This is a genomic window from Fructilactobacillus sp. X3R2C1 (assembly GCF_059901235.1).
The window spans coordinates 177,039-200,165 of sequence record NZ_JBWXVA010000001.1 but is presented as its reverse complement, the minus strand read 5'-3'; the positions used below and the strand labels follow the sequence as shown (position 1 = coordinate 200,165).

Below are 23,127 nucleotides of genomic sequence, written 5' to 3'. Positions count from 1 at the left end.
CCATGGCCTAAAAATGGCTATGGGATATTTTTTGGGCTTAAGAGCGTGATTTGAAACATGATTACACATTAAAACAAGTGTAACCAGATACATACTTGCTTTAAAATGCTGATATGACAGGCTTTTATGTCAGAATCATTCTAACTAGAATGGTTTTTGATTGCTAAATAACGAAAACTTGTTGAATATGAACACATGGTAATTACTCGAAATACCATGCTTGAATCAAATTAGATTAATAGAGGTGAATAATTTGAGTTTAATGAACGCAAAAGAAATTATGGATCTGATCCCAAATCGTTATCCGATTTTATTTATTGACCGGGTCGATGCGATGGATCCAGGCAAGTCCATTACGGCTACCAAGAATGTTACAATTAACGAAAATTATTTCCAAGGACATTTCCCTGGTAATCCAGTCATGCCCGGTGTTTTAATTATTGAATCGATGGCCCAGGTGGCTTCAATTCTGATTTTGAAGTCGCCCCAGTTTAAGAACAAAACGGTTTATATGGGTAGCATTCGCAACGCGAAGTTCAGAAAGATGGTGGAGCCCGGTGATGTTCTACGCTTTGAGGTTAAGATTGATAAGGTTAGAGGAAGTGCTGGCTCAGTTTCGTGTGTGGCATACGTTGGCGATAAAAAGGCTTGTGACGCTCAGTTGACCTTTATCGTAAGTAACAAGGAAAGAGAACAATAAAATAGGTAATAGGAGTCGCAAATGGGTAGTTTTTCAATCTTAGAAACGGCAAGGTCAACGCCCAATAATGTTGTTACTAATCATGATTTGACTAAAATCATGGATACCTCTGATGAGTGGATCAAACGACGGACCGGTATTCGCGCCCGTCACATTTCTAAGTCAGAGACTAATACTTCCATGTGTACTGATGTTGCAACTAAGCTCATTAATAAGGCCAATATTTCTGCAAGTGACGTTGATTTCATCATTGTAGCCACCATGTCATCAGACTTTCAAACTCCCTCAACTGCGGCAGTGGTTCAGGGAAATCTTCATGCTGACAATGCAATTGCCTTTGATCTGAACGCCGCTTGCTCTGGATTTGCTTACGGAATTTACGTCTTGAATGCGTTGCTTGCAAGTAAGCCGCATTCAAAAGGAATTTTAATTGGCGGTGAGAAGCTAAGCAAGTACATTGATTGGTCAGACCGTTCGACGGCGGTCCTGTTTGGGGATGGTGCTGCGGGAATTCTAGCTACCAACGATGGAAGTGAGTCAAAAGTACTTGCTAGTGACTTAGAAACAGTTGGAGAACTTGGTAATTCGCTAACGGCTGGGCACTTCGCTGATGATACGCACCAGCCGTATTTCAAGATGGATGGTCATGAAGTGTATCGTTTTGCTACTCAAAGGGTTCCAGAATCCATCAAACTGGCGCTTTCAAAGGCAAACATTGGCTTAAGTGATGTGAAGTACTTTATCGTTCATCAAGCAAATGAACGAATTATTAAAAGTATTGCTAACAAATTAGGTTTATCGATGGAAAAGTTTCCCGTTAATATCAATAAGTATGGCAATACCGCTGCGGCAAGCGAACCACTGCTATTAAGTGAAATGGTAGAGGAGCATCAGATTAACCGTGGTGACAACCTTGTTTTAACCGGTTTTGGTGGGGGATTAACCATTGGAACCGTAGTAATTAGATACTAAATACAAAAAATATTATGGAGTGATAAATTATGGCAGACCAAAACGAAATTTTTAACAAAATCAAGGACTTAATCGCAAAACAAACTGATGTACCAGCATCAGACATCAAGATGGACACTAACCTTAAGGAAGACGTTGATATTGATAGTCTTGACTTTTTTGAAGTGGTTGACGGACTTGAAAATGAATATGACATCGAAATTGAAAGTGATGAAGACATCAACACCGTCCAACAATTAGTTGACTACATTCAAAAGAAGATTGCGGAGAACGATAAATAATCAGTAAAATTATTTATTTGAACAGGAGGAAATCATTTGAGTAATCGAGTAGTTGTAACAGGGATGGGTGCTGTCACCCCCATTGGAAATGATGCCGAAACCTTTTCCAACAATTTGTTCAACTCTAAAGTGGGCATTGCACCAATTACCAAATTTGATGCTAGTAGCACGGGTGTGACGGTAGCTGCTGAAGTTAAAGACTTTGATCCAAGCAAGCGTTTAGATAAACGTGCTTACAAACGAATTGATCTTTTTTCACAGTACGCTTTGTACAGTGCTAAAGAGGCCATGGATCAAGCTGGCCTGAAACAGGGTGATTACGAACCTGAGGACCTTGGTGTCATGTACGGAAATGGAATTGGTGGTCTTACTACCATTGAGAGTGACATCATCAAGATGCACGAAAAAGGACCAAAGCGAGTTTCACCACTTTTTGTTCCTAAAGCCATTGCTAACATGGCGGCTGGAAATGTTTCCATGTACTTTGATGCGGAAAACACGTCTCAGACCATTGTGACGGCTTGTGCTTCAGCTAATAATGCCATTGGAAACGCCTTTGAACTAATTAAACAAGGGAAAGCCAAGATGATGATTGCTGGCGGAACTGAAGCTGCCATTACCGAGATTGGAATTGCTGGATTTGCTAAATTGACCGCTCTTTCAACCGCTGAAAAAGTAGAAGATGCCTCAATGCCATTTGATAAAGACCGCAATGGCTTTGTCATGGGAGAAGGGGCTGGTACTCTTGTACTTGAGGATTATGACCATGCTAAAGCACGTGGTGCTAATATTTTGGCCGAAGTGGTTGGATACGGTGCTACTAGTGATGCGTACCACATGACTGCTCCAAACCCCTCTGGGAAAGGTGCCATTAGAGCTATGAAGCAAGCCATTGACGAAGGTCACATTAAAACTAGTGAACTTGATTACGTTAATGCGCACGGTACCAGCACTCACGCTAATGATGTTGCTGAAGCTGGTGCGATTGAAAAGTTGTTTAAAGATAACGATCACGTCAAGGTTAGTTCCATTAAAGGAATGGTAGGACACTCATTGGGAGCTGCTGGTGGACTTGAAGCGGTTGCATTAGTTGCTGCCCTTCAAAATGATCAGATGCCAGTTAACGTGGGGATGAAGCATAAGGATCCTGAGATTCACGTTGATTTGGTCAATGAAGATAACAAAAAGGCGCCCGTTAATACTGCAATTAGTAATGCCTTTGGCTTTGGTGGTCACAATGCGGTAATTGCAATGAAGAAGTGGAATGAAGATTAGTGAATGAACAAGATATTGAAAAATTAATTGATAAATTTGAGCAATCGAGTTTACAAGAAATTAAGATTAATCAGAATGAAGGGGCCGTTTACTTATCCAAAATTCCTGATCACGACAGCTTGCATGCAAGTGAGTCAGTTAATGAATCCAGAAAGCCGGCTCAACTTGAATCTGCGTCAATTGATGCAACTGACGACTCCGATAATTATCAATTGAAAGCTCCAATGGTTGGAATTCTTTATTACGCTCCAAGCCCAGAAAAGGCCGACTTTAAGCAAGATGGTGATCATGTTAAAAAGGGTGAGACCGTTTGTGTAATTGAAGCCATGAAGTTGGTTAATGAGGTTAAAAGTCCAGTGAGTGGGACCATCGTTAAACGAATGCCTGAAAGTGGTTCGATGGTGGAATACAATGAACCGATTTTTGAAATTAAGGAAGACTAGAAAGCTCAATTCATATTAGTTTAAAAAGGTGATTTAATGTTTAAAAAAGTGCTGGTTGCAAACCGCGGTGAGATCGCAGTTCAGATCATCCGTGCACTTCACGAAATGAATATCAAGGCGGTGGCGGTTTATTCAACCGCTGATGCTGATAGTTTATTCGTAAAATTAGCTGACGAATCCGTATGTATTGGTGGACCGTTTCCAGATGAGTCATACCTAAACATGGCAGCAATTATTGATTCCGCGGTTCTTTGCGGATGTGATGCGCTCCATCCCGGGTATGGCTTTTTGTCTGAAAATGCTGATTTTGCTGAATTATGTGAACAGTGCGGAATTAAATTTATTGGTCCCACCGCTTCAGTAATTAATCTGATGGGTAATAAGGGTAATGCCAAAGAAGCAATGAAAAAGAATGGCGTTCCGATAATTCCTGGTAGCGATGGGTTTGTTGATACTTACGACCAGGCTAAAGAAGTGGCCCAAGAAACTGGTTATCCCGTGATGTTAAAGGCTGCTGCCGGTGGTGGCGGTAAGGGAATTCGAAAAGTTACTAGTGAATCTGAATTAAAAAAAGCCTTTAGTGATACTAAGCGTGAAGCCAAACTTTCATTTGGTGATGACCGGCTTTATATGGAAAAAGATTTAAATGATGCCAAACACATTGAAATGCAGGTCATTGCCGATGAACACGGCCACGTGGTCTATTTTCCGGAGCGAGATTGCTCAATGCAACGAAATCATCAAAAAATAATCGAAGAAAGTCCATGTTCCAAGATTACGCCCAACAAACGCCGAGAACTGGGTCAGATAGTGGCGAAGGCCGCCAAAGGGATTGGTTACACAAACACCGGGACCTTTGAATTCTTGATGGATCAAAAACATCATTTCTATTTTATGGAGATGAACACCAGGCTTCAAGTTGAATATACCGTTACCGAAGAAGTAACTGGAGTTGAAATTATTAAAGCTCAGATTCTAGTGGCAGAAGGACAATCACTCCCTTTTAATCAACAAGACTGTGAGATAAAGGGTTACTCACTTGAATGTCGGATCGATGCCGAGGATCCTAGCAATAATTTTGCTCCATCACCTGGTAAACTTCAGCAGGTGAAATTTACCCATGAATCTGATTCCATTCGAATTGATTCTGGGGTTGAAGCTGGCGACATGATTTCACCTTACTATGATTCGATGATTGCTAAAGTTATCGTGCATAAACCGACAAAACGGGAAGCCGTGTCCGAAATGAAGCAAATTTTGAACGAATTTGTTGTGAAGGGGGTCACCACCAATCGCGATTTCTTGATTGGTTTGATTTCTGATCAGCATTTTTTGACTGGTGATTTTAACAATAATTACATTGAAGGTGCGTTCTTAAAAGAATGGATGAAGCAGTATGACAAGCAAACGGTTTGAAAGTATTAGTCAAAAAGAGTTAAGTCAGCGAATGGATCAAATTCCTGATCACATCTGGGTCAAATGTCCAATCTGTCAGAAGAGTTTTTACAAGAAAGATCTTGGCAGGTATAAAGAGTGTCCTAATTGTTACTATGCCTTTCGGATTGGTGCTAAAGAGCGAATTGAGTTAATGTGTGACGACTTCACACCCATTAATACTGATTTAAAGGCTTCTAAAAAATTTAACGACGAAAAATACGTAACTAAGTTGAAGAAGGCACGCGTGGTAACTGGTCTAAATGAGAGTGTTTTGTCTGGGATTGGTACCATTGATGGAAATCAGGTAGCGATGGCTGCGATGGACTGGCGCTTTGTAATGGCAAGCCTCGGGACGGCAACGGGTGAGATTTTGGCACGGCTGTTTGAAACGGCAACGAAAAAGAAGCTTCCCGTGATTGTGTTTACTGCTTCTGGAGGAGCACGGATGCAAGAGGGGATTCATTCCCTGATGCAGATGGCCAAAGTGTCTGAAGCGGTTGCGCAACACAGTAAAGCGGGCTTACTGTACGTCAGTGTTCCCTGTGATCCCACTACTGGTGGTGTAACTGCCAGTTTTGCAATGCAGGGCGACATTATTTTATCAGAGCCCCACGCTTTGATTGGTTTTGCGGGACGTCGGGTGATTGAAAAGACGATTCAACAGCGCCCACCAAAAGACTTTCAACGATCAGAGACATTACTTAAAAATGGGTTTTTGGATGGGGTCGTGAGACGACGCGATCTAAAAGAGACACTTAATAAAATTCTAAAGTGGCATCGGGTAGGTGATAATGATGAGTAAACCAACCGCATGGGATAGAGTTATAAATGCTAGAGCTGCGGGTAAGATTGGGGTTGATGACCTCATTAACGGAATTACCGAAGATTTTATGGAACTGCATGGTGATCGGGTTTACGGTGATGACCCCGCCGTATACGCTGGGATTGGAACCCTTGATGAAATTCCGACGACGTTGATTGGGATTAGAAAGGGCTCGGATCTAAATTCCAACATCGAAAGGCACTTTGGTTCGGCTGAGCCTGACGGATACCGCAAAGCGCTGCGATTGATGAAGCAGGCCGAAAAATTCAATCGTTCAATTGTTACCTTGATTAATACTCCTGGAGCTTATCCTGGTGTAGAAGCCGAGTACCACGGGATTGGCTATACGATTGCGCAATTAATCTTACAGGGAATGCAACTGAAAGTTCCTTACGTAAGTGTGATTGTTGGTGAAGGTGGCAGTGGTGGTGCCCTGGCATTAGCTGTTGGTGACTGCGTCTGGGCTTTTGAGGATAGTATCTATTCGGTTCTTTCCCCAGAAGGATATGCCACCATTTTGTGGAAAGATGCTAGTCGGATGAAAGAAGCTGCTTCAGTCATGAAGTTGACTCCAGATGACTTACTAAAAGAAGGAATCATTGATCGGATTATTCCTGAAGTAAATACTGCCGATGGCTTTGAACGGTTTCGTGGTGATTTGGTTAAAAAAATTAAAGAACTAAATGCGATGACAAAGGATGAGATGCTTAAGAAGCGGTTTGCTAGGTACCGTAATTTTTAGTCAATGACCAAGATGTATGAGAGTGTTACTATTGTATCTGTTGAAAATAGTGAGACTCTTATTTTTTATCTCTCGGACCCAATCAGGTCTAATAAAATGAAAATGAGGAATTAGCATGATTAAATTTTTAAGTGATTCGATCACCACAAAAGCATTTCAACCATACTACCAAGACCTAGGAATCACCGATAAGCCGAAAAAGCAACAGACGCTTGTTGGAAGGGTTTTGTTAGCTAAACTGGTGGGGATGCCAGTACAAGACGCCATTAAAAACGTTGACATTGATTTTGGACATTACGGGAAACCCTATTTTGTACCAAATGGCTATCATTTTAACATTGCTCACTCTCATGACGCAGTTTTGGTGGTAATTTCTGATCAACCAATTGGAGTTGACTTAGAACAGATTCGTCCTTATGACTACACCAGGATTACCAAGGCATTCACTCCAGCGGAACTTAATTACTTAAAGAATTTAAAGGGCGAACGGCAAGGTGAACAAGCGTTAAGATTATGGACCATCAAGGAAGCGGTCTTAAAACTTCAGGGAGTCGGATTGATCGGAAAACCCAAGTCCGTTGATGTTTCACTGCCTCACATGGAAAGTGCTAGAAGAAACGATGATTTGTACCAGATTAACTTTTTGGACGTGGGATGGAAGTACATTGGGACACTTGCTACCCAGGTGAGTGAATAAATCATGAACGATATTTTAAATGCACGCGTAATTCATAGCTTAATTAGTAATCCCATTGATCAAATCGAGGTTTATGACCAATTGCCGTCGACTAACGAAGAGGCTCAAGTGGAGGTTTGGCATCGTCCTGGCATGATCATTGCTAACGAACAGACGAAGGGGAAAGGCCAAAATGGCCATCATTTTTATTCTCCTGCAAACAACGGCGTTTATTTTACGGTGGTGTTTCAGGCCCAACCAAGGTATCTTGATAATCCAGGCGTTTTAACACTTGGGCTTGGGGTTGCCGTTACGGACGCCATTAAACGGGTCTACAACATCGATACTCAATTAAAATGGGTCAATGACGTGTATCACGATGACAGTAAGGTCTGTGGGATTTTAACTGAAATTCAGAGTAACGAAGATAACGAGCCCGAGAACTTTATCATGGGCATCGGCCTCGATATTGGGATCATGCCGTTTTCACGTAATGGTGACCAAATGGTGGGGAGTTTAAACGTGGTACCACCACTTAAAAGGAACCAGTTAATTGCTTCGGTTTATGACCATTTGTACGAGGTCTATCGCGAGTGGGACGATGATCGGATTATTAATCAATATACTAAGCGTCTGCTGTGGCTTAACGAACAAGTTTCCCTTATCAATCATGATAATGAAATCACTGGAAAATTGGCGGGAATCGACGAACGTGGGCACCTTTTGTTAAAGACACGAGACCAGCAAACGTTAAACCTGGATCCGAATGTGACCAGACATATTAGGAAGATGAAATCTGACGATTAATGTTAGGTTTTTCTTTTTGTGTTGATTAAATTTAATTGTATGCTAAAATTAGCAACAAATTCAGGAGGTCTTATTATGGTTAAATTAAATGAAATGAGAGACTACGTTAACCAAAAGAAGCTTGATGTTGCTTACATCAGTAATTTTGAGGATATTAAGTACTTTACTGGTTTTGGTAGTGATCCCGTTGAACGGGTGTTGGCACTTTTTATTTTTCCTGATGCGGAACCATTTCTGTTTGCACCAGAACTCGAAGTGGAAGCCATAAAGGAGTCAGGATGGAAGTATCCCGTTTATGGTTACTTAGACCATGAAGATCCCTTTAAACTGATCGCCAAGCACATTCGTGATGTAACTCCTGATCCCAAGCGATTTGGGATTGAAGACGACAACTTGGTCATTAGTCGTTATCAACAGCTTCAAGCTGAATTTCCGAAGGCTGACTTTAGCACTAACGTGGCTCCAGAAGTTAGTGAACTGCGGGTAATTAAGACGCCATATGAGATTGAACAGTTAGACGCTGCTGGAAAAGAAGCCGACTTTGCTTTTCAAGTTGGTTTTGAGACCACTAAAGCCGGTAAAACGGAGGCAGAAGTGGCTGCTGAGATTGAGTACCAGGAAAAAATCAGAGGGGTTATGAACATGAGTTTTGATACTCTGGTTCAGACTGGACCTCACGCGGCGGAACCACATGGTGCTACTGACATGAACAAGATTAAGAACGATAACCTGTTATTATTTGATTTAGGAACGGTTCATAATGGCTACATCTCTGATGCTTCCCGGACGGTCGCTGTTGGTGATAAAATTCCGGCCAAACAAAAAGAGATTTATGACGTTTGTTTGGAAGCTCAGTTAGCTGCCCAATCTGCTGCTAAACCAGGTATTCGGGCCGAAGACCTGGATGCGGTTGCAAGAGATATCATTGACAAGGCTGGTTATGGTAAATACTTCATCCACCGTTTAGGCCACGGCATGGGGATGGGTGAGCATGAATTCCCTTCAATAATGGAGGGCAATAAGATGACTTTAAAGGAAGGCATGTGCTTTTCAATTGAACCTGGTATCTACATTCCTGGCGTAGCCGGAGTTCGAATTGAAGATTGCATTCACCTAACCAAGGATGGAAATGAACCATTTACTCACACATCCAAAGAATTACGCTATGTATAAGAGTTGACATAAAAAGACCCTGGATTTTATCCAGGATCTTATTTTTTACATTTGATGGGTCTGTTCTCGCTTGGGACCAGTTGAGAAAGTGACTAACGGGATACCTACAAGTTCTGAAACCCGGTCAAGAAACTTTTGGGCGTTTTTAGGAAGCTTGTCGTAAGTATCACAATTAGTGATATCCTCGTTCCATCCCTGGAGCGTTTCGTAGACCGGTTTGCACTTGTCCAAGATATCCAAGTTAGCGGGGTAATAAGTGATTTTCTTACCGTCTAGTTCATATGCGGTACAAATCTTAATTTCTTTTAATCCGTCAAAAACATCCAGACAGTTTAAGGCTAGGTGGGTTAGACCAGAAACACGACGAGCGTGTCTTAAGGCAACGCTGTCAAACCAACCGATTCGTCTGGGACGCTTGGTCACAACCCCGTACTCATGGGCGGTTTCTCTGATGTAGTTACCGGTCTCGTCTAGTAGTTCCGTTGGAAATGGTCCCTCACCGACACGTGAAGTATAGGCTTTACAAGTTCCAATGACCCGATCAATCTTGCTGGGTCCAATCCCAGCACCAACGGCAGCGCCTCCGGCAACGGGGTTCGAAGAAGTGACGTAGGGATATGTCCCATGGTCAACGTCTAACATAATTCCTTGAGCACCTTCAAACAGGACGTTTTGGTTATGATCGATTTCATCGTTTAAAAGAACGGAGGTTTCGGTTACGTATGGTTTTAATCGTTTCCCTAACTGGACGTATTCATTATAGATTTCTTCAAAATTAAGGGGCTCATGGTTGTATAGTTTAACCAAAATTTCGTTCTTTTCAGCCAAGACGTCTTTCAAACGCTTCTTGAAAGTTACTGGATCAATTAAATCGGCCACCCGAATTCCAACCCTAGCAACCTTGTCCATGTAAGCAGGGCCAATTCCCTTCTGAGTCGTCCCGATCTTATGATGTTTGTGTTCCTCTTGAAGCTTATCAAAAAGAGGATGGTATGGCATGATGACTTGAGCACGAGATGATACACGGAGGTTGTCGGTAGAAACACCATGTTTGTTTAGATAGTCGACTTCTTTAAATAGTGACTTGGGGTTCAAAACAACGCCGTTTCCAATTACTGCCAACTTGTCAGAATAGAAAATTCCGGACGGAACGAGTTGAACGTGAAAATTTTGATTGTTATACACAATGGTGTGACCCGCATTGTCACCGCCCTGATATCTAGCAATGATATCCGCGTCAGCACTTAGGGTATCGACAATCTTTCCTTTGCCCTCATCGCCCCATTGACTACCAACAACAACTGTTACAGACATAAATAGCACCTCGTAAATGAATTTTTTGACCAAGAACAGTTTACCAATCACATATGGAAAAATCAAGAACGTTCAAAATATTGTTAAAAATAATGTTCGTGTTTTATTGAATATTAGAATTATAATAAAGTAGTAGCGGCGTTGATTTGACTGAAAAGAAAACATTATGTAAGATTATCCTGTAATTATAATGAGGTGAATGAAATGATTGATCGTTATACAAGAGCACCAATGAAGCGAATTTGGAGTAAGCAGAATCAGTATCAGACATGGCTTGAAGTTGAGATTGCGATTGATGAAGCATGGAATAAGTTAGGTAAGATTCCAGATGCTGACATTATTGCCATTAAAAGAAACGCGACCTTTGACGTGGACCGCATTGCACAGATTGAATCGGAAACTCACCATGATGTGGTGGCTTTTACCCGCGATGTTTCGGAGTCGCTTGGCCCCGAAAAAAAGTGGATCCATTACGGCGTTACTAGTACTGATGTTGTCGATACCGCTCAGGGACTTAGACTAAAGCAGGCTGACGAGATTCTTCGTCAGGATATTTTAACTTTAATGGATACCATTAAGCAGAAAGCCTTAAAATATAAGGATACGGTTGAAATCGGAAGAACCCATGGGGTTCAGGCGGAACCAATGACTTTTGGCTTAAAGATGGCACGTTGGTATTCAGAAATGAAACGAAACCTAAAACGATTTAACGAAACAGCTGCCGGAGTGGAAGCCGGGAAAATTTCTGGAGCCGTTGGGACGTTTGCTAACATCGATCCTCAGGTAGAGGCTTACGTATGTAATAAATTAGGACTACGAGCCCAAGAAATCACTAGTCAAGTCTTACCTCGTGATTTGCATGCCGAATATATCGCCACTTTGGCGTTGATTGCCACTAGTCTTGAAAATTTTGCAACGGAGATCCGTGGTTTGCAACGTTCTGAGATTCATGAAGTAGAAGAGCATTTTAATCCTGGTCAAAAGGGTTCTTCAGCAATGCCACATAAACGGAACCCAATTGGATCAGAAAACATTTGTGGGTTGGCCAGAACGATGCGTGGACTAATCACCACTGCCTACGAGAACGTTTCTTTGTGGCATGAGCGTGATATTTCCCATTCTTCGGCTGAGCGAATTATTCTACCAGAGAGTACCACGCTCTTAGATTACATGCTCCATCGTTTCAACAACATTCTTTCAAATCTAGACGTGTTCCCAAAGCGGATGAAGGAAAATATGAATCTAACTTATGGCCTAATTTACAGTCAACGAGTAATGCTAAAACTAATTGATAAAGGCATGAGTCGGGAAGAAGCGTACGACTTAGTTCAACCACTGACGGCTCAGTCATGGGAAAACCGCGAGTCATTTGAAAAGTTAGTTAAAGCTAACGATCAGATTAATGAACGGTTGTCTGACCAAGAGATTAACGATGCGTTTGATTATCATTACCACCTTAGACACGTTGATGATATTTTCAAACGGGTCGGATTAGAATAGGTTAAATGGAGATGCATTAATGCATCTCCATTTTGATTTTGATTGCTTTTACCATTCAATCAGTATATTATTAAAGTGAATTATATAATTCTGGGGTGCCGAAAGGCTGAGATAATACCCATTGAACCTGATCAGGTTAAGACCTGCGAAGGGATCCGACTACACTACAAGTGTCATTTTTAATCATGTGTTGAAGTTCCCGGGGTAGATCCAGGAACTTTTTTTATTGGAGGAGATCACATGAAAATTTTGAGAGAATGGCATTTAAAGGACATTATTTTAGTTACATTGATTGGTGCTTTTTGTGGAGTGATTTTTTGGGGAACTTCATTTCTCTATAATATCTTAGCTGCGGCACTGACACCATTTGGATTGCAGCCGTTTGCAAACGAAGCCACCTTTGGATTATGGACGCTTGCTGGACCGTTAGCAGCGTTTATCATTCGCATCCCATTTTCCGCTACCCTTGGTGAGTTACTGGGAGCCTTCGTCGAGATGATCCTTGGCAGTCAGTGGGGAATTGCTGATTTGTTATCCGGCTTAATTCAAGGACTATCGTCTGAGTTAGGATTTGCCGTATTGGGATATAAACATTATGATTGGTTAGGAATCATAAGTACGACGATTACCACCACGGTAATTACGTTTGCTTGGGATATGATCAAAAGTGGATACGCAAATTATCATTTTGGATTTTTACTCCTACTGTTTCTAACCCGGCTTGTATCGGTCTTCTTATTCAGTGGAGTGCTGACTTATTTCATCAGTCGTTTACTAGAAAAAAGTCAGGTCTTAAGCAGATAAGTCGTACCCAATATTTAATTAGGAGATGACAAAATGTCTGATTATCGAATTGAAAGTGACACGCTTGGAGACGTCAAGGTGCCAAAGGATGCTTTGTGGGGTGCTCAAACCGAGCGGAGCCGGCATAATTTTCCTGTCGGTCCCAAGTTACCAGTATTGGTAATTCGCGCTCTCATAAACATTAAAGCAAGTGCTGCCGAGGTGAGCATCAAACAAGACACCATCGATCGAAAAAAGGGTGAGTTGATTGAGCAGGGTGCCCAAAAACTATTGAGTCTTTCCGATAATCAATTAATGCAAAACTTCCCGTTACACATTTACCAAACTGGATCGGGAACTCAGACTAACATGAACGTGAACGAGGTGATTGCCCACGTTGCTAATCAGATTAATCCAAAGATTAATGTTTTACCAAATGATGATGTTAATCATTCCCAGAGTTCAAATGATACGTTTCCAACGGCAATGAACATTGCAAGTCTGGTTGCCATCAATCAGCTGTTACCTGAGTTGGAGCATTTGATTAATGTTATGCATCACTTACAGAAAAAGTATTGGGATGTGGTTAAGATTGGGCGCACTCATTTACAGGACGCCACTCCGATGACGTTTGGACAGGAAGTGTCGGGATGGGCTAGCACCATTCAACACGACCTTGATTTTGTGAGGGACAATTCGAAGTCACTACTGGGGCTACCAATTGGTGGAACAGCAGTCGGGACCGGCCTTAATACGACGGAAGACTTTGATAAGGAAATGGTTCAAACCCTGGGTAATAAGTATCATGAGCCGTTTGAAGTTGAAAATAAATTTTATGGATTAGCTTCCCATTCGGCCATTACCATGACGCATGGGGCTGTGCGGACGCTTGCAACTGATCTGATGAAAATTGCCAATGACATTAAATTTCTAGCGAGTGGTCCTAGAGCTGGTTACGGTGAGATTAAAATTCCCGCTAATGAACCTGGGTCATCGATTATGCCTGGCAAGGTGAACCCGACTCAGGGTGAAGCCATGGATATGGTAGTAGCGCGCATCATGGGAAATGATACGACCATCGAAGTTGCTAACACCCAGGGAAACTTTGAAATGAATGTCTATAAGCCAATTATCATATCCTGTTTTCTTGATTCCGTTCAGTCACTGACAGGCATCTTAAGCCACTTTACGGACTTGATGGTCAAAGGGATTGAAGTCAACCAAGATCGCATGGAGGAGTTGGTCCATAATTCTTTGATGACGGTAACGGCATTGTCACCACACATTGGCTATCATCGAGCAGCTGAAATTGCCAATGCTGCTTTAAAGGGAAAGACGAATCTTAGACAGGCGGCCATTGATTCAGGATACGTCACTGGTGATAACTTTGATAAATGGGTTGAGCCATTAAAAATGACTAATTATAAGCGCGAACAATGATCAAGATTATAAATAAAAAAAGGTCCAGCAACTAACGTCTCCGTTATTGCTGGACCTTTTGGGTATTTAATTACTTTTTGGAATCATTGAGATTATTATTATTGGCATCAGAATCTTTTGAATTTTGAGGAGCACCATCAGTAGTACTACCAGTTGATTGTGGATTAACGTTACCGTTTTTGCTTCGTTTCATCATTTCTGCCATCAACATTCTGTACTGGGTCCGGTAAGCATTGTAAGCCTTCTGTGAGTCTTCCATGTTCGTTTGGGCGTCGTGAAGACGAGTCCCTAACTGTTGATTAGTGTACCCTGATAAGTTCATCTGAACGTTTAAAGTGGCGTTATAAGCATGGGTTAGATAATGGTACCCAGATAACGTCGCCTTAGAAATCGTACTAGCGGCGTGTTTAACCGTTGGCTGTTCACTGAAGTCGTCAATTCCGTTAACAATGGGGTCACTAATGTGTTTGTTCCAGTAGGAAATTAGTGGACCGGCAAAGAAGGCGACGATGATTGATGCAAATCCAACGGGGCCACCAGCAAGGACAGCGGCAATCAAGAAGAGGATATCTTGGATCACACGAGCCGTCTTGTACTTGATGTGTAGTCGTGATGATACAATTGGAGCAATGGCATCATAGGGGGCAACACCAAGATTAGGAGCCATGTAGATTGAACTACCAGCCGTAAATAGGATTAGTCCCAAGAAGGCATTAGCAACGATTACGAAGAAGTTAATCCCCGACGGGAAGATTTGTTGGTAAAATTGAGTGAAAATTTGAATCTCAAATCCAACTAGCACCATGTTCATGATGGTTCCAATTCCGATCATGTGACGGTCAAGGAACAAGACAAACACGAAGATTACCAGGTTAGCCAGTAACTGGTACAAACCAAGTGACATGTGCAGATGGTTTGACATACCAATATTAACGGCAGTAAAAGGATCAAGACCTAAAATCTTGCTTGATCGAAGTAACGTGGCACCAAGTGATAACATGGTGATACCAACAAACGACATTAAAACTTTAAGTAATATATTAAATGTTTTACCGTACCAAGTCATTTGTGGTGCGGCAGTATTGCCTGATTGGGTAGAATTACTCATTGAATAGACTTCCTTCTTAATTTGATATTTGTATTATAACTTATTGCATACAGGATTGTAAGGGCTGGGCGGCACAAACGTATTGATACGGGCAATAAATTACAAGAGATGACTAATTTTGAAATATGTATTATAATTCTTGTTAACTTGAACTAATCATTTAAGTTGATTTTGTATTTGGAGGGATTGCTTATGAATATTAAAGTATTAAACAAGCAAGGCGCTCTACCAGTCAAAGACTGGCAACAGCGTGAAAATAACCTTTTTCGAGTTCATCAGCTAATGCACAATAAGAAACTTCAATTGAGTAAATCAGCCAGAGCAATGATTGCACCCATCTTGAAACCGTTAACTTAGTAAATTTTAGTAATTTAATTGCAAGGTGCTGCGGTTTCAACTAAAATGCAATTGTCTAGGAAGTGAGTATAATGGTTGATTCAGATTTGAAACAACAGGTCAAAGATTTATTGGCTCGTAATAAAGAGCTTAAAAGTAAAATTCAAGCTTTGACAAGTGGTACTGACATTTCAGATAAGAGCACTAGTGATTTGAAGTCACAGGTGGTCCAGTTTCAAGACGAATTAAAAAATGCTCTCGATCGAGCTACTCAGTATGAAAATAAATATAATAAAATGAGTACTGAATACATGGAATTATCAAATCAGTATCATGAATTGCAAACGCAACTTGACTCGTTAAAAAATAAATAAGTGTGAGGAGAACATTCTTCACGCTTATTTATTTGCCAAGTTAATCTCTCATGTTTATGGTCGAATGGTGAAAATATGGCAAAAAAAGAAACAGCCAAAAAGAGAATAATTGAAGGAACGTTTGAGATGCTCCAAACTAAGTCTTATCAAGAAATTACGGTGAAAGACATTTCCAAACACGTTGGGGTTTCCCGGATGACGTTTTATCGTAACTTCCATACCAAGGAAGACGTCATCGTTGGTCAATTTCAGGAGACCTTTTCAACCTTTATTAATCGTTTATTAGCGCAAAAGGTCTCTAATTTTAACGGCCTAGCAACGACTTTCTTTACGATTATTAAAGAGAATAAGCGGATGATGGATGTAATCGTTGATAATGATCTGTCTTATTTGTTACTTAAAATCTTAAAAAAATACATTACGAATCTGGTTGACGACGATATATTAGAGTTGCGCGCCAATTCATCGAAAATGCTAATTTCGTTGATTTCAGGTGGTTTAACTGAAGTTTTACTAACGTGGACAGAAGACGGGATGGAAGAGCCCGTTGAAGAATTGGTCATCTTTGCATCGAAGTACATGAACTTTAAGGTTAACTAGTTTTTTAATTTAAAAATATGTATAAAAAAAGAGCTCTGCGATTGCAGAACTCTTTTTGTTTGGCTAAAATTAGTCCATTGGAGTAACGTTAGCAGCTTGGGGACCACGGTCTCCTTCTTCAACGTCCAAAGTAACCTTTTCGCCTTCGTCAAGGGTCTTGAAGCCATCCTTGTTGATAGCTGAGTAATGTACGAATACATCACCATCATCAGTAGTAATAAAACCATAACCCTTGTCAGCGTTAAACCATTTAACAGTACCTTGTTTCATAATATGAAACCTCCTAGCGCATAGCGCAATAAATTTTTCAGTGTTGCTTAGTTTGAATCTTAAAAGGAAGTCATTTCATAATAATACAAAACAAGAAACCTTAGAAACTCGAAACCATTCACACATCTATTTAAATATAACATAAATTCTACTGATGTCAATATGATAGACTTATATTAATCAATTAAAAGAAGATGAAGGCATGAAAACATTAATAATCGTTTCACACCCCAAGTTTCAGGACTCAATTACCCAGGAATTTCTAAGAACCAGTCAAGCTGATTTAGCCGATGTTACATGGCACTGTTTAGATGAAATATATGGAAGTGATCCAATTGACGTGCAAGCTGAGCGTGACCTCTTAAATAAGGCTGATCGGATCATTTTTCAGTTTCCACTTTATTGGTATAGTGCCCCCTCATCGCTTAAAGTTTGGGAGGATGAGGTCTTAAGTCGGGCCTACACGTACGCTAATGAAGATGGCCGTTTAAAGGGCAAGAAACTCGGAATCGTGACGAGTGTGGGCTACCCTAAATCATCGTTTGCGGTGGGTGCTAGTCAATCCTTTAGTATTTCTCAAATTATGACACCATACGAAGCCCTTGCTAGACAAGCAGGTATGAAGTTTATGACACCACTTGTGATTTCGCAATTTGGGTACATGTCGGATGATGAGAAAAAAAAGTTGCTTGTTGACTACCAGATGTATTTGACAGCTAAGTATCCCTTTAACTTTAACGAACGTGAGACGTGGATGGCTTTTCAACTAAAGAAATTGGCAACTGGAAGTATGAAATCACATAAGCAGGATCTGGATTTAATTATTAAAGAAGTGGAAACCAGTCAAGATAATTTAAATGACTTAAAGGAACAAATTAACCTAATTCGGAATCAGGAGGAAGACTAATTATGGATGATAACGAAGAATGGACGACTAATAAGATTAATGAATTAATTAAGACCCAGACGTCATTTATTAATCGTGCACTGTTATATGGATGTAAACAGTTAGTTAAAGAACAGGCCAAAAGAAATGAGCAGGCTGAAAATGAAATTGATGGGAGAAGTTGGAGTCCCGAAAAATGGTAAGGACTCTTTACGTTGATGGTATTGACAACAAAAGGGACCCGTCGTTAAAGACGAGCCCCTGTGGGTACTGTTTGATTTAAAAGCTCCGGTTTGGGAGCTTTTTTATTTATAATACTAAATTCGTTCGCTTCGGTCTGAAATAATGTATTGGTTTATTAAGGCTGCCAGAATCGAACCGACAAGTGGTGCTGTTAGATAAAGCCATAGTGATTTTAATGCTAATCCGCCAGCAAAAATAGCGGGGAACAATGATCGGACGGGATTCATTGAAGCGCCGGTTAACTTACCACCAACAATTACCAAAACAAAGATGGTAAAGCCGACGGCAATTGGTGACTGAATGGCATACATATTTGTTTTAGAATGGTTTAAGACTAGGATCACAATTAACAAAGTGGTGGTCAGTAGAACTTCGGTGAAGAAAGCAATTGGAGCGGAGATGTGGGGGAAGACCGTTCCACCTAAATAATTAGTGCTAACTTCCTTGTTCCAACTTTCACCAGTCTTGTTAAGCAGTGAGACGTAGGTTAAAACGACACAAATTTCACCTAAGAGACCGCCGACTAGTTGACTAATTACATAAATAATCGCCTCTTTTCCGGGCATTCTTTTAGTTAAATACATGGTAAGGGTTACGGCTGGATTTAGATGAGCTCCTGAAAGTGGTCCAGTGGCATAAACCAGAATGGATAAGGTGAGACCCCATCCAACCGACGGACCTAACTGGTCAGCGTACGGTCCGCTGAAAATGATGAGGCCTGTTCCTAAATAGATTAATAAGGCAGTCCCAACCAGTTCACCAAAGATTTTTAATTTCATTATTAGGTTCCTCTTTGAACTTCGGCCACGTCATTGATGATTTTAAGAAAGGTATCTGAAGATAATGAGGCTCTTCCAATCAACAGTCCGTCGATATTTGGTGATGAAAAAATGGCTTTGGCATTTTCTGGGGTGACTGCTCCACCGTATTGAATCCTAATCTTTTCGGCAGTGTCATTTCCAAAAATAATCTTAAGGGAGGTGCGAATCACCCGTGCTGCATGTTCAATCTCCGCTAATGAGGCTGTTTTAGCGGCACCGATGGACCACGATGGTTCGTATGCGATGACTAAATGTTCAGCATCCTTTCTGTTGATGCCAGCAAATGAAACGGCAATTTCGGTTAAGGGTGACATCTCCAGATCATCAGGATTATAGGTTGAGGTATCTTCTGAGATTGCCACTACCGGAGTGAGGTGATTGCGAAAGCTGCCCATGATTTTTAATCCAATTGTACCGTTCGTTTCTTTAAACATCTTGCGGCGTTCATAGTGACCAATTATAGAACCATTGATTCCAAGGTCTGATAATGCAACCGGGGACGTTTCTCCGGTGTACGGACCTTCGTCGGCCCAGTGCAAATTTTCGGCAAAAACTTCGATGGGCTCTTTTTGGGATTGAATGAACTGAACCATTTTATAAAGGTAGACGTTTTGGGCCGCAATGCCAACTTGAACGAGGTTTTTATCAGGCAACTTACCTTCTAATGATTTTAAGAAGTCCTCAATATCTTTGCTGGTTTTGTTCATTTTCCAATTTGCTAAAATAAGTGGAATTCGATTACTCATTGAGACTAGCCTCCTTTAGTTTCTTTAATTGAGACTGATGGCGGATCTTAAAGTATTCCCTGGTCATGTTTTCTTTAGTTGCTCGATCCCAGCCTAATTGGCGGCTCATTTCATCGATGACCGGCCTCTCGATTTGATCGGTTTTCTCAGAATCAAATAGGAGGTAGTTCGTTCTTCTAAGTAAGAAGTCGATTGGACGACTGATCATTTCGTGATCAATTGAGTAGTGAAGAACACTTGTTTCTGCCAAAGTTAAACCTGGCGCAGTGACGCCACTGGCAACGTAGTTAGCGATTAAGGGAGTGTTTGATCCAAACAGGTTGGCAATCGCCATGGCTTCCTTGGTGCTTAAGCCGCGGTTGACTAAGGTGGCAGCATAACTTTTAATGTTGCCGTTAACGTCGTTTGAATCGAAGTGGCCACCAGAGATTTGGTAATTTTTAGAGTCAATTAATGAAACAGGTTGATCAAATTTTTGTTCCAGTTCTTTTTTGACGAGTTTCATCGTGTCTTCGCCCATTAGCCGGTAATCAGTTAATTTACCGCCAGAGACGTTGATGACACCGTCGACCAGTTTGATTTCAAATCCACGTGAAACACTTGAAGCACTTTGGTCGTTTGAAACTACCGAATGAACGTAATTGTTAACGTCGTTGTGGTCAATCTGTTGGTTAAAGTATTGATTGATTTTAGTGTCTAAGTGGTGCAGATCGTCGTCGTTTAAGTTTTTGTGCGTGGTATTCCCGTTATAATCACCGGATTCAATCAAAGGACGAATGCCAGCCCAGCTTGCTTCTATATCGTTAGTCGTTAAGTTAGCGTTTGGGAAGTGTTGGTTAACGGTCTTTAAGAGATAGTTAACATCTTTTTGATTAACGGTTGGGTTACTGTAATCACCATCGTAATCCGTGTCCGTCGTTCCAAAGTAAGTTTTTCCAAATCTTGGGATGATAAAAATCATCCGACCGTCGTCTAACCCAGAGTCTAAGTAAACGGGGAGGGGCACCTTAAGTTTGCTTTGATCAACTACTAAGTGAACTCCCTTGGTAGGTCTGATTTTTTGCTTATGATCGTAATCAAACATTTTAACAATGCCATCGTACCAAGGGCCTGCCGCATTGATGACGATTTTGGATTTAATTGGAAATTCGGTGTTATCTTCTCTATCAATCACGTTTACAATCTTTTGATTGTGATCGTTTTCGATGTTGACTGCTTTAACGTGACTAACGGCAACGGCACCATCACTGACTGCTTGTTTAATGTTTTCGATTGTGAGGCGCGCATCGTTATTTTTGTAATCAAGATAGACTCCCATCCCAACTAAATGATTGTGGTTTAGGTTGGGTAATTTTTTCTCTGCATCCGCTTTTGACAGTGTTTGGTGTGCAAAGGGACTGTCTTTTGGAACGTTGGCTAAATGATCGTAAATGGCCATGGCGACTTCTGCGCTTAACGGGGTGAAGGTGTCATCCTTATTATCGTAAAGTGGCAGTAGCATTTTAGAAGGACGAGGGATGTGTGGAGCAATATGTTGCACAATGGCTCGTTCCTTGACGGTGTCGTTTACGACGTCAATATCAAAAGTCTTGAGGTATCGAATTCCCCCATGAACGAGTTTGGTCGAACGACTACTGGTTCCTTCAGCAAAATCCTGCATATCAATTAAAGCGGTTTTGAGACCCGAAGCAGCGGCCTGAATGGCAATGCCTGCTCCAGTAATGCCACCACCAATGATTGTGACGTCAAAATCATCATTTTTAAGTTGATCAATATCTTGGTTTCGGTTTTTATACGAAAAGTTATTCATTTTCATTCTCCTGAGGCTTAAATGATTCAGTTGCCTTAACTGCTTGTTTCCAGCCCGAATATAAGCTTTCTGCTTCATCTTTTTCCATGTTGGGATTGAAAATGGTTGGCTCAGGCTGAAGTTTTTTAAGTTCGTCAATACTCTTCCAGAATCCAATGGCTAGTCCGGCTAAATAGGCGGCACCACGTCCTGTCATTTCAATGTCTTTTGATCGCACGACTGAGGTCTCTAAAAGATCGGATTGAAATTGCATTAAATAGTTATTTAACGATGCTCCGCCATCAACGTGAAGATTGGTGACTGGCATATTAGTATCATTTACCATGGCACCCACAACGTCCCGACTTTGATAGGCAATGGACTGTAACGTTGCCTTAACAAAGTCATTTTTGGTGGTTCCACGTGATAAACCGAAGACCGCACCACGCGCGTCTGGATTCCAGTACGGAGCACCTAATCCAGTGATTGCTGGGACGACATAAACCTCGTTGTGATTATTAGACTTGTTGGCTAGATTTTCGGTATCGGGAGCCGTTTTAACTAACTGCATGCGATCCCTTAGCCACTGGATGGCGGAACCAGCAATAAACACGGATCCCTCCAAAGCGTAGGTAATTTGACCACCAATTCCATAACCAATCGTGGTTAATAAGCCGTTGTGTGAGTATTTGGGCTTTTTTCCCGTATTCATCACAATAAAGGAACCGGTACCATAAGTGTTTTTAACGTCACCGGAATTAACCGCTAAATGACCGAATAGAGCGGCTTGTTGATCACCAGCGATTCCAGAGATGGGAACCGAAGCACCAAAAAAGTTTTCCGGCAGACTCTTACCAAAGACTCCCGATGAGTCCTTGACTTCTGGAAGCATGACTTTAGGAATATTGAGAATGTTCAGTAATTCAGGATCCCAGTCGAGATTTTCGATGTTATATAGCATGGTTCGAGAAACGTTCGAATAATCGGTCGCATGAACTTCACCGCCCGTTAGTTTCCAAAGTAACCAACTGTCGATCGTACCAAACAGAAGTTCACCATTTTCGGCTCGTTCCTGGGCACCAGAGACTTGATCCAAGATGTATCTGATTTTAGTGGCAGAAAAATACGCATCGATAATTAAGCCGGTTTTCTTTTGCACCATGCTTTTATACCCGGCATCAATCATTGTTTTGGCTATTGGGGCAGTTTGACGTGATTGCCACACAATGGCCTTAGAAATGGGCAATCCACTTTCTTTGTCCCAAATTACGGTGGTTTCTCGTTGATTAGTAATTCCGATACTAGCGATCTCATTCGGATTAATCCGGCCCTTGATAATGGCGGTTGCCATCACGGCTTGGGCGGTTAACCAAATTTCGTTAGCATCCTGTTCCACCCAACCGGGTTCCGGGAAATACATGGTTAATTCTTTTTGATCGCTAGATACCACGTTTGCGTTTTTATCGTAAATGATAGCGCGAACACTGGTGGTTCCTTCGTCAATTACTAAAATATATTTTTTCATTTTGTCTATCACTTCTTACTTTCACAAATAAACCATATTTCACATAATTATTAAATGTGCCAT

The 23,127-nt window shown here is 41.3% G+C and carries 26 protein-coding genes and 1 riboswitch; of the genes, 19 read left to right on the top strand and 7 right to left on the bottom strand.

The genetic code is table 11. From position 1 onward, the window contains the following. The first annotated feature begins 253 nt into the window (after positions 1-253). The 11 genes from fabZ (at position 254) to AC6UDB_RS01020 (ending at position 9,329) form a co-directional block, all read left to right on the top strand. Positions 254-700 (top strand): 3-hydroxyacyl-ACP dehydratase FabZ, encoded by a 447-nt coding sequence (fabZ, locus tag AC6UDB_RS01070; protein WP_500693424.1) that lies wholly within the window; start codon positions 254-256, stop codon positions 698-700. 21 nt (positions 701-721) lie between these two features. Then, on the top strand, positions 722-1,672 hold the full coding sequence (locus AC6UDB_RS01065) for a beta-ketoacyl-ACP synthase III (RefSeq protein ID WP_500708901.1): 951 nt from the start codon (positions 722-724) through the stop codon (positions 1,670-1,672). Positions 1,673-1,701: 29 nt separating this feature from the next. Beyond that, positions 1,702-1,953, top strand: a complete 252-nt coding sequence (locus AC6UDB_RS01060) for an acyl carrier protein (RefSeq protein WP_500693426.1) — start codon at positions 1,702-1,704, stop codon at positions 1,951-1,953. Between the two features lie 36 nt (positions 1,954-1,989). Next, positions 1,990-3,228 carry a beta-ketoacyl-ACP synthase II gene (gene fabF / locus AC6UDB_RS01055; protein ID WP_500708900.1) on the top strand — a complete coding sequence of 413 codons (1,239 nt, stop codon included), beginning with the start codon at positions 1,990-1,992 and terminating at the stop codon, positions 3,226-3,228. Beyond that, positions 3,228-3,671 (top strand): acetyl-CoA carboxylase biotin carboxyl carrier protein, encoded by a 444-nt coding sequence (locus AC6UDB_RS01050; protein WP_500693428.1) that lies wholly within the window; start codon positions 3,228-3,230, stop codon positions 3,669-3,671. Before fabF ends, AC6UDB_RS01050 begins: the two co-directional genes overlap by 1 nt. 36 nt (positions 3,672-3,707) lie before the next feature. Next, positions 3,708-5,087 (top strand): acetyl-CoA carboxylase biotin carboxylase subunit, encoded by a 1,380-nt coding sequence (locus tag AC6UDB_RS01045; protein WP_500708899.1) that lies wholly within the window; start codon positions 3,708-3,710, stop codon positions 5,085-5,087. Then, positions 5,068-5,910: an acetyl-CoA carboxylase carboxyltransferase subunit beta gene (locus AC6UDB_RS01040; protein ID WP_500708898.1), complete on the top strand. Its 843-nt coding sequence runs from the start codon at positions 5,068-5,070 to the stop codon at positions 5,908-5,910. Before AC6UDB_RS01045 ends, AC6UDB_RS01040 begins: the two co-directional genes overlap by 20 nt. Further along, positions 5,903-6,673 carry a carboxyltransferase subunit alpha gene (accA, locus tag AC6UDB_RS01035; protein ID WP_500708897.1) on the top strand — a complete coding sequence of 257 codons (771 nt, stop codon included), beginning with the start codon at positions 5,903-5,905 and terminating at the stop codon, positions 6,671-6,673. The genes AC6UDB_RS01040 and accA overlap by 8 nt, the downstream gene beginning before the upstream one ends. 115 nt (positions 6,674-6,788) lie before the next feature. Then, positions 6,789-7,370: a 4'-phosphopantetheinyl transferase family protein gene (locus tag AC6UDB_RS01030; protein ID WP_500708896.1), complete on the top strand. Its 582-nt coding sequence runs from the start codon at positions 6,789-6,791 to the stop codon at positions 7,368-7,370. Positions 7,371-7,373: 3 nt separating this feature from the next. Continuing rightward, positions 7,374-8,156: a biotin--[acetyl-CoA-carboxylase] ligase gene (locus AC6UDB_RS01025; protein WP_500708895.1), complete on the top strand. Its 783-nt coding sequence runs from the start codon at positions 7,374-7,376 to the stop codon at positions 8,154-8,156. Positions 8,157-8,231: 75 nt separating this feature from the next. After that, entirely contained in the window at positions 8,232-9,329 is a 1,098-nt protein-coding gene (locus AC6UDB_RS01020) for a M24 family metallopeptidase (RefSeq protein ID WP_500708894.1), read from the top strand. A 45-nt stretch (positions 9,330-9,374) separates the two neighbouring features. Here the strand turns inward: AC6UDB_RS01020 and AC6UDB_RS01015 are convergent, their stop codons facing one another. Next, positions 9,375-10,643 (bottom strand): adenylosuccinate synthase, encoded by a 1,269-nt coding sequence (locus tag AC6UDB_RS01015; RefSeq protein ID WP_500693435.1) that lies wholly within the window; start codon positions 10,641-10,643, stop codon positions 9,375-9,377. Between the two features lie 204 nt (positions 10,644-10,847). Between AC6UDB_RS01015 and purB the strand changes: the two genes are divergently transcribed. The 3 genes from purB (at position 10,848) to AC6UDB_RS01000 (ending at position 14,366) form a co-directional block, all read left to right on the top strand. After that, positions 10,848-12,143, top strand: coding sequence for an adenylosuccinate lyase (gene purB / locus AC6UDB_RS01010; RefSeq protein WP_500708893.1), 1,296 nt, complete (start codon positions 10,848-10,850; stop codon positions 12,141-12,143). Positions 12,144-12,224: 81 nt separating this feature from the next. Next, a riboswitch (TPP riboswitch) is annotated at positions 12,225-12,316 on the top strand. Positions 12,317-12,383: 67 nt separating this feature from the next. Then, positions 12,384-12,947: an ECF transporter S component gene (locus AC6UDB_RS01005; RefSeq protein WP_500693437.1), complete on the top strand. Its 564-nt coding sequence runs from the start codon at positions 12,384-12,386 to the stop codon at positions 12,945-12,947. 33 nt (positions 12,948-12,980) lie between these two features. Then, positions 12,981-14,366 (top strand): class II fumarate hydratase, encoded by a 1,386-nt coding sequence (locus tag AC6UDB_RS01000; RefSeq protein ID WP_500693438.1) that lies wholly within the window; start codon positions 12,981-12,983, stop codon positions 14,364-14,366. A gap of 70 nt (positions 14,367-14,436) precedes the next feature. Here AC6UDB_RS01000 and AC6UDB_RS00995 read toward each other — a convergent pair whose 3' ends face one another. Next, the gene (locus AC6UDB_RS00995; RefSeq protein WP_500693439.1) at positions 14,437-15,474 is read right to left on the bottom strand and encodes a YczE/YyaS/YitT family protein; all 1,038 of its coding nucleotides are present in this window, start codon (positions 15,472-15,474) and stop codon (positions 14,437-14,439) included. Between the two features lie 192 nt (positions 15,475-15,666). Between AC6UDB_RS00995 and AC6UDB_RS00990 the strand changes: the two genes are divergently transcribed. The 3 genes from AC6UDB_RS00990 (at position 15,667) to AC6UDB_RS00980 (ending at position 16,784) form a co-directional block, all read left to right on the top strand. Next, positions 15,667-15,831 (top strand): hypothetical protein, encoded by a 165-nt coding sequence (locus AC6UDB_RS00990; protein ID WP_500693440.1) that lies wholly within the window; start codon positions 15,667-15,669, stop codon positions 15,829-15,831. 71 nt (positions 15,832-15,902) lie between these two features. Beyond that, positions 15,903-16,184: a hypothetical protein gene (locus AC6UDB_RS00985; RefSeq protein ID WP_500693441.1), complete on the top strand. Its 282-nt coding sequence runs from the start codon at positions 15,903-15,905 to the stop codon at positions 16,182-16,184. Between the two features lie 75 nt (positions 16,185-16,259). After that, positions 16,260-16,784: a TetR/AcrR family transcriptional regulator gene (locus AC6UDB_RS00980; protein WP_500693442.1), complete on the top strand. Its 525-nt coding sequence runs from the start codon at positions 16,260-16,262 to the stop codon at positions 16,782-16,784. 69 nt (positions 16,785-16,853) lie between these two features. Here AC6UDB_RS00980 and AC6UDB_RS00975 read toward each other — a convergent pair whose 3' ends face one another. Then, positions 16,854-17,054 carry a cold-shock protein gene (locus AC6UDB_RS00975; RefSeq protein ID WP_010022560.1) on the bottom strand — a complete coding sequence of 67 codons (201 nt, stop codon included), beginning with the start codon at positions 17,052-17,054 and terminating at the stop codon, positions 16,854-16,856. Between the two features lie 202 nt (positions 17,055-17,256). On the opposite strand from AC6UDB_RS00975, the gene AC6UDB_RS00970 reads away from it, so the two are divergent. Then, on the top strand, positions 17,257-17,961 hold the full coding sequence (locus AC6UDB_RS00970) for an NAD(P)H-dependent oxidoreductase (RefSeq protein ID WP_500693443.1): 705 nt from the start codon (positions 17,257-17,259) through the stop codon (positions 17,959-17,961). Positions 17,962-17,963: 2 nt separating this feature from the next. Continuing rightward, positions 17,964-18,143: a hypothetical protein gene (locus AC6UDB_RS00965; RefSeq protein WP_500693444.1), complete on the top strand. Its 180-nt coding sequence runs from the start codon at positions 17,964-17,966 to the stop codon at positions 18,141-18,143. A gap of 114 nt (positions 18,144-18,257) precedes the next feature. On the opposite strand, the gene AC6UDB_RS00960 is transcribed toward AC6UDB_RS00965, so the two are convergent. Genes AC6UDB_RS00960 through glpK form a run of 4 tightly spaced genes read right to left on the bottom strand, consistent with a single transcriptional unit; the run spans position 18,258 to position 23,064 of the window. Beyond that, complete coding sequence (locus AC6UDB_RS00960) at positions 18,258-18,962, bottom strand: MIP/aquaporin family protein (RefSeq protein WP_500693445.1); 705 nt, start codon at positions 18,960-18,962, stop codon at positions 18,258-18,260. A 2-nt stretch (positions 18,963-18,964) separates the two neighbouring features. Further along, the gene (tpiA, locus tag AC6UDB_RS00955; protein WP_500693446.1) at positions 18,965-19,750 is read right to left on the bottom strand and encodes a triose-phosphate isomerase; all 786 of its coding nucleotides are present in this window, start codon (positions 19,748-19,750) and stop codon (positions 18,965-18,967) included. Then, the gene (locus AC6UDB_RS00950) at positions 19,743-21,560 is read right to left on the bottom strand and encodes an FAD-dependent oxidoreductase (protein ID WP_500708892.1); all 1,818 of its coding nucleotides are present in this window, start codon (positions 21,558-21,560) and stop codon (positions 19,743-19,745) included. Before AC6UDB_RS00950 ends, tpiA begins: the two co-directional genes overlap by 8 nt. Beyond that, a complete protein-coding gene (gene glpK, locus AC6UDB_RS00945) occupies positions 21,553-23,064 on the bottom strand; it encodes a glycerol kinase GlpK (protein ID WP_500708891.1) in 1,512 nt (503 codons plus the stop codon). Before glpK ends, AC6UDB_RS00950 begins: the two co-directional genes overlap by 8 nt. Positions 23,065-23,127 lie beyond the last annotated feature (63 nt).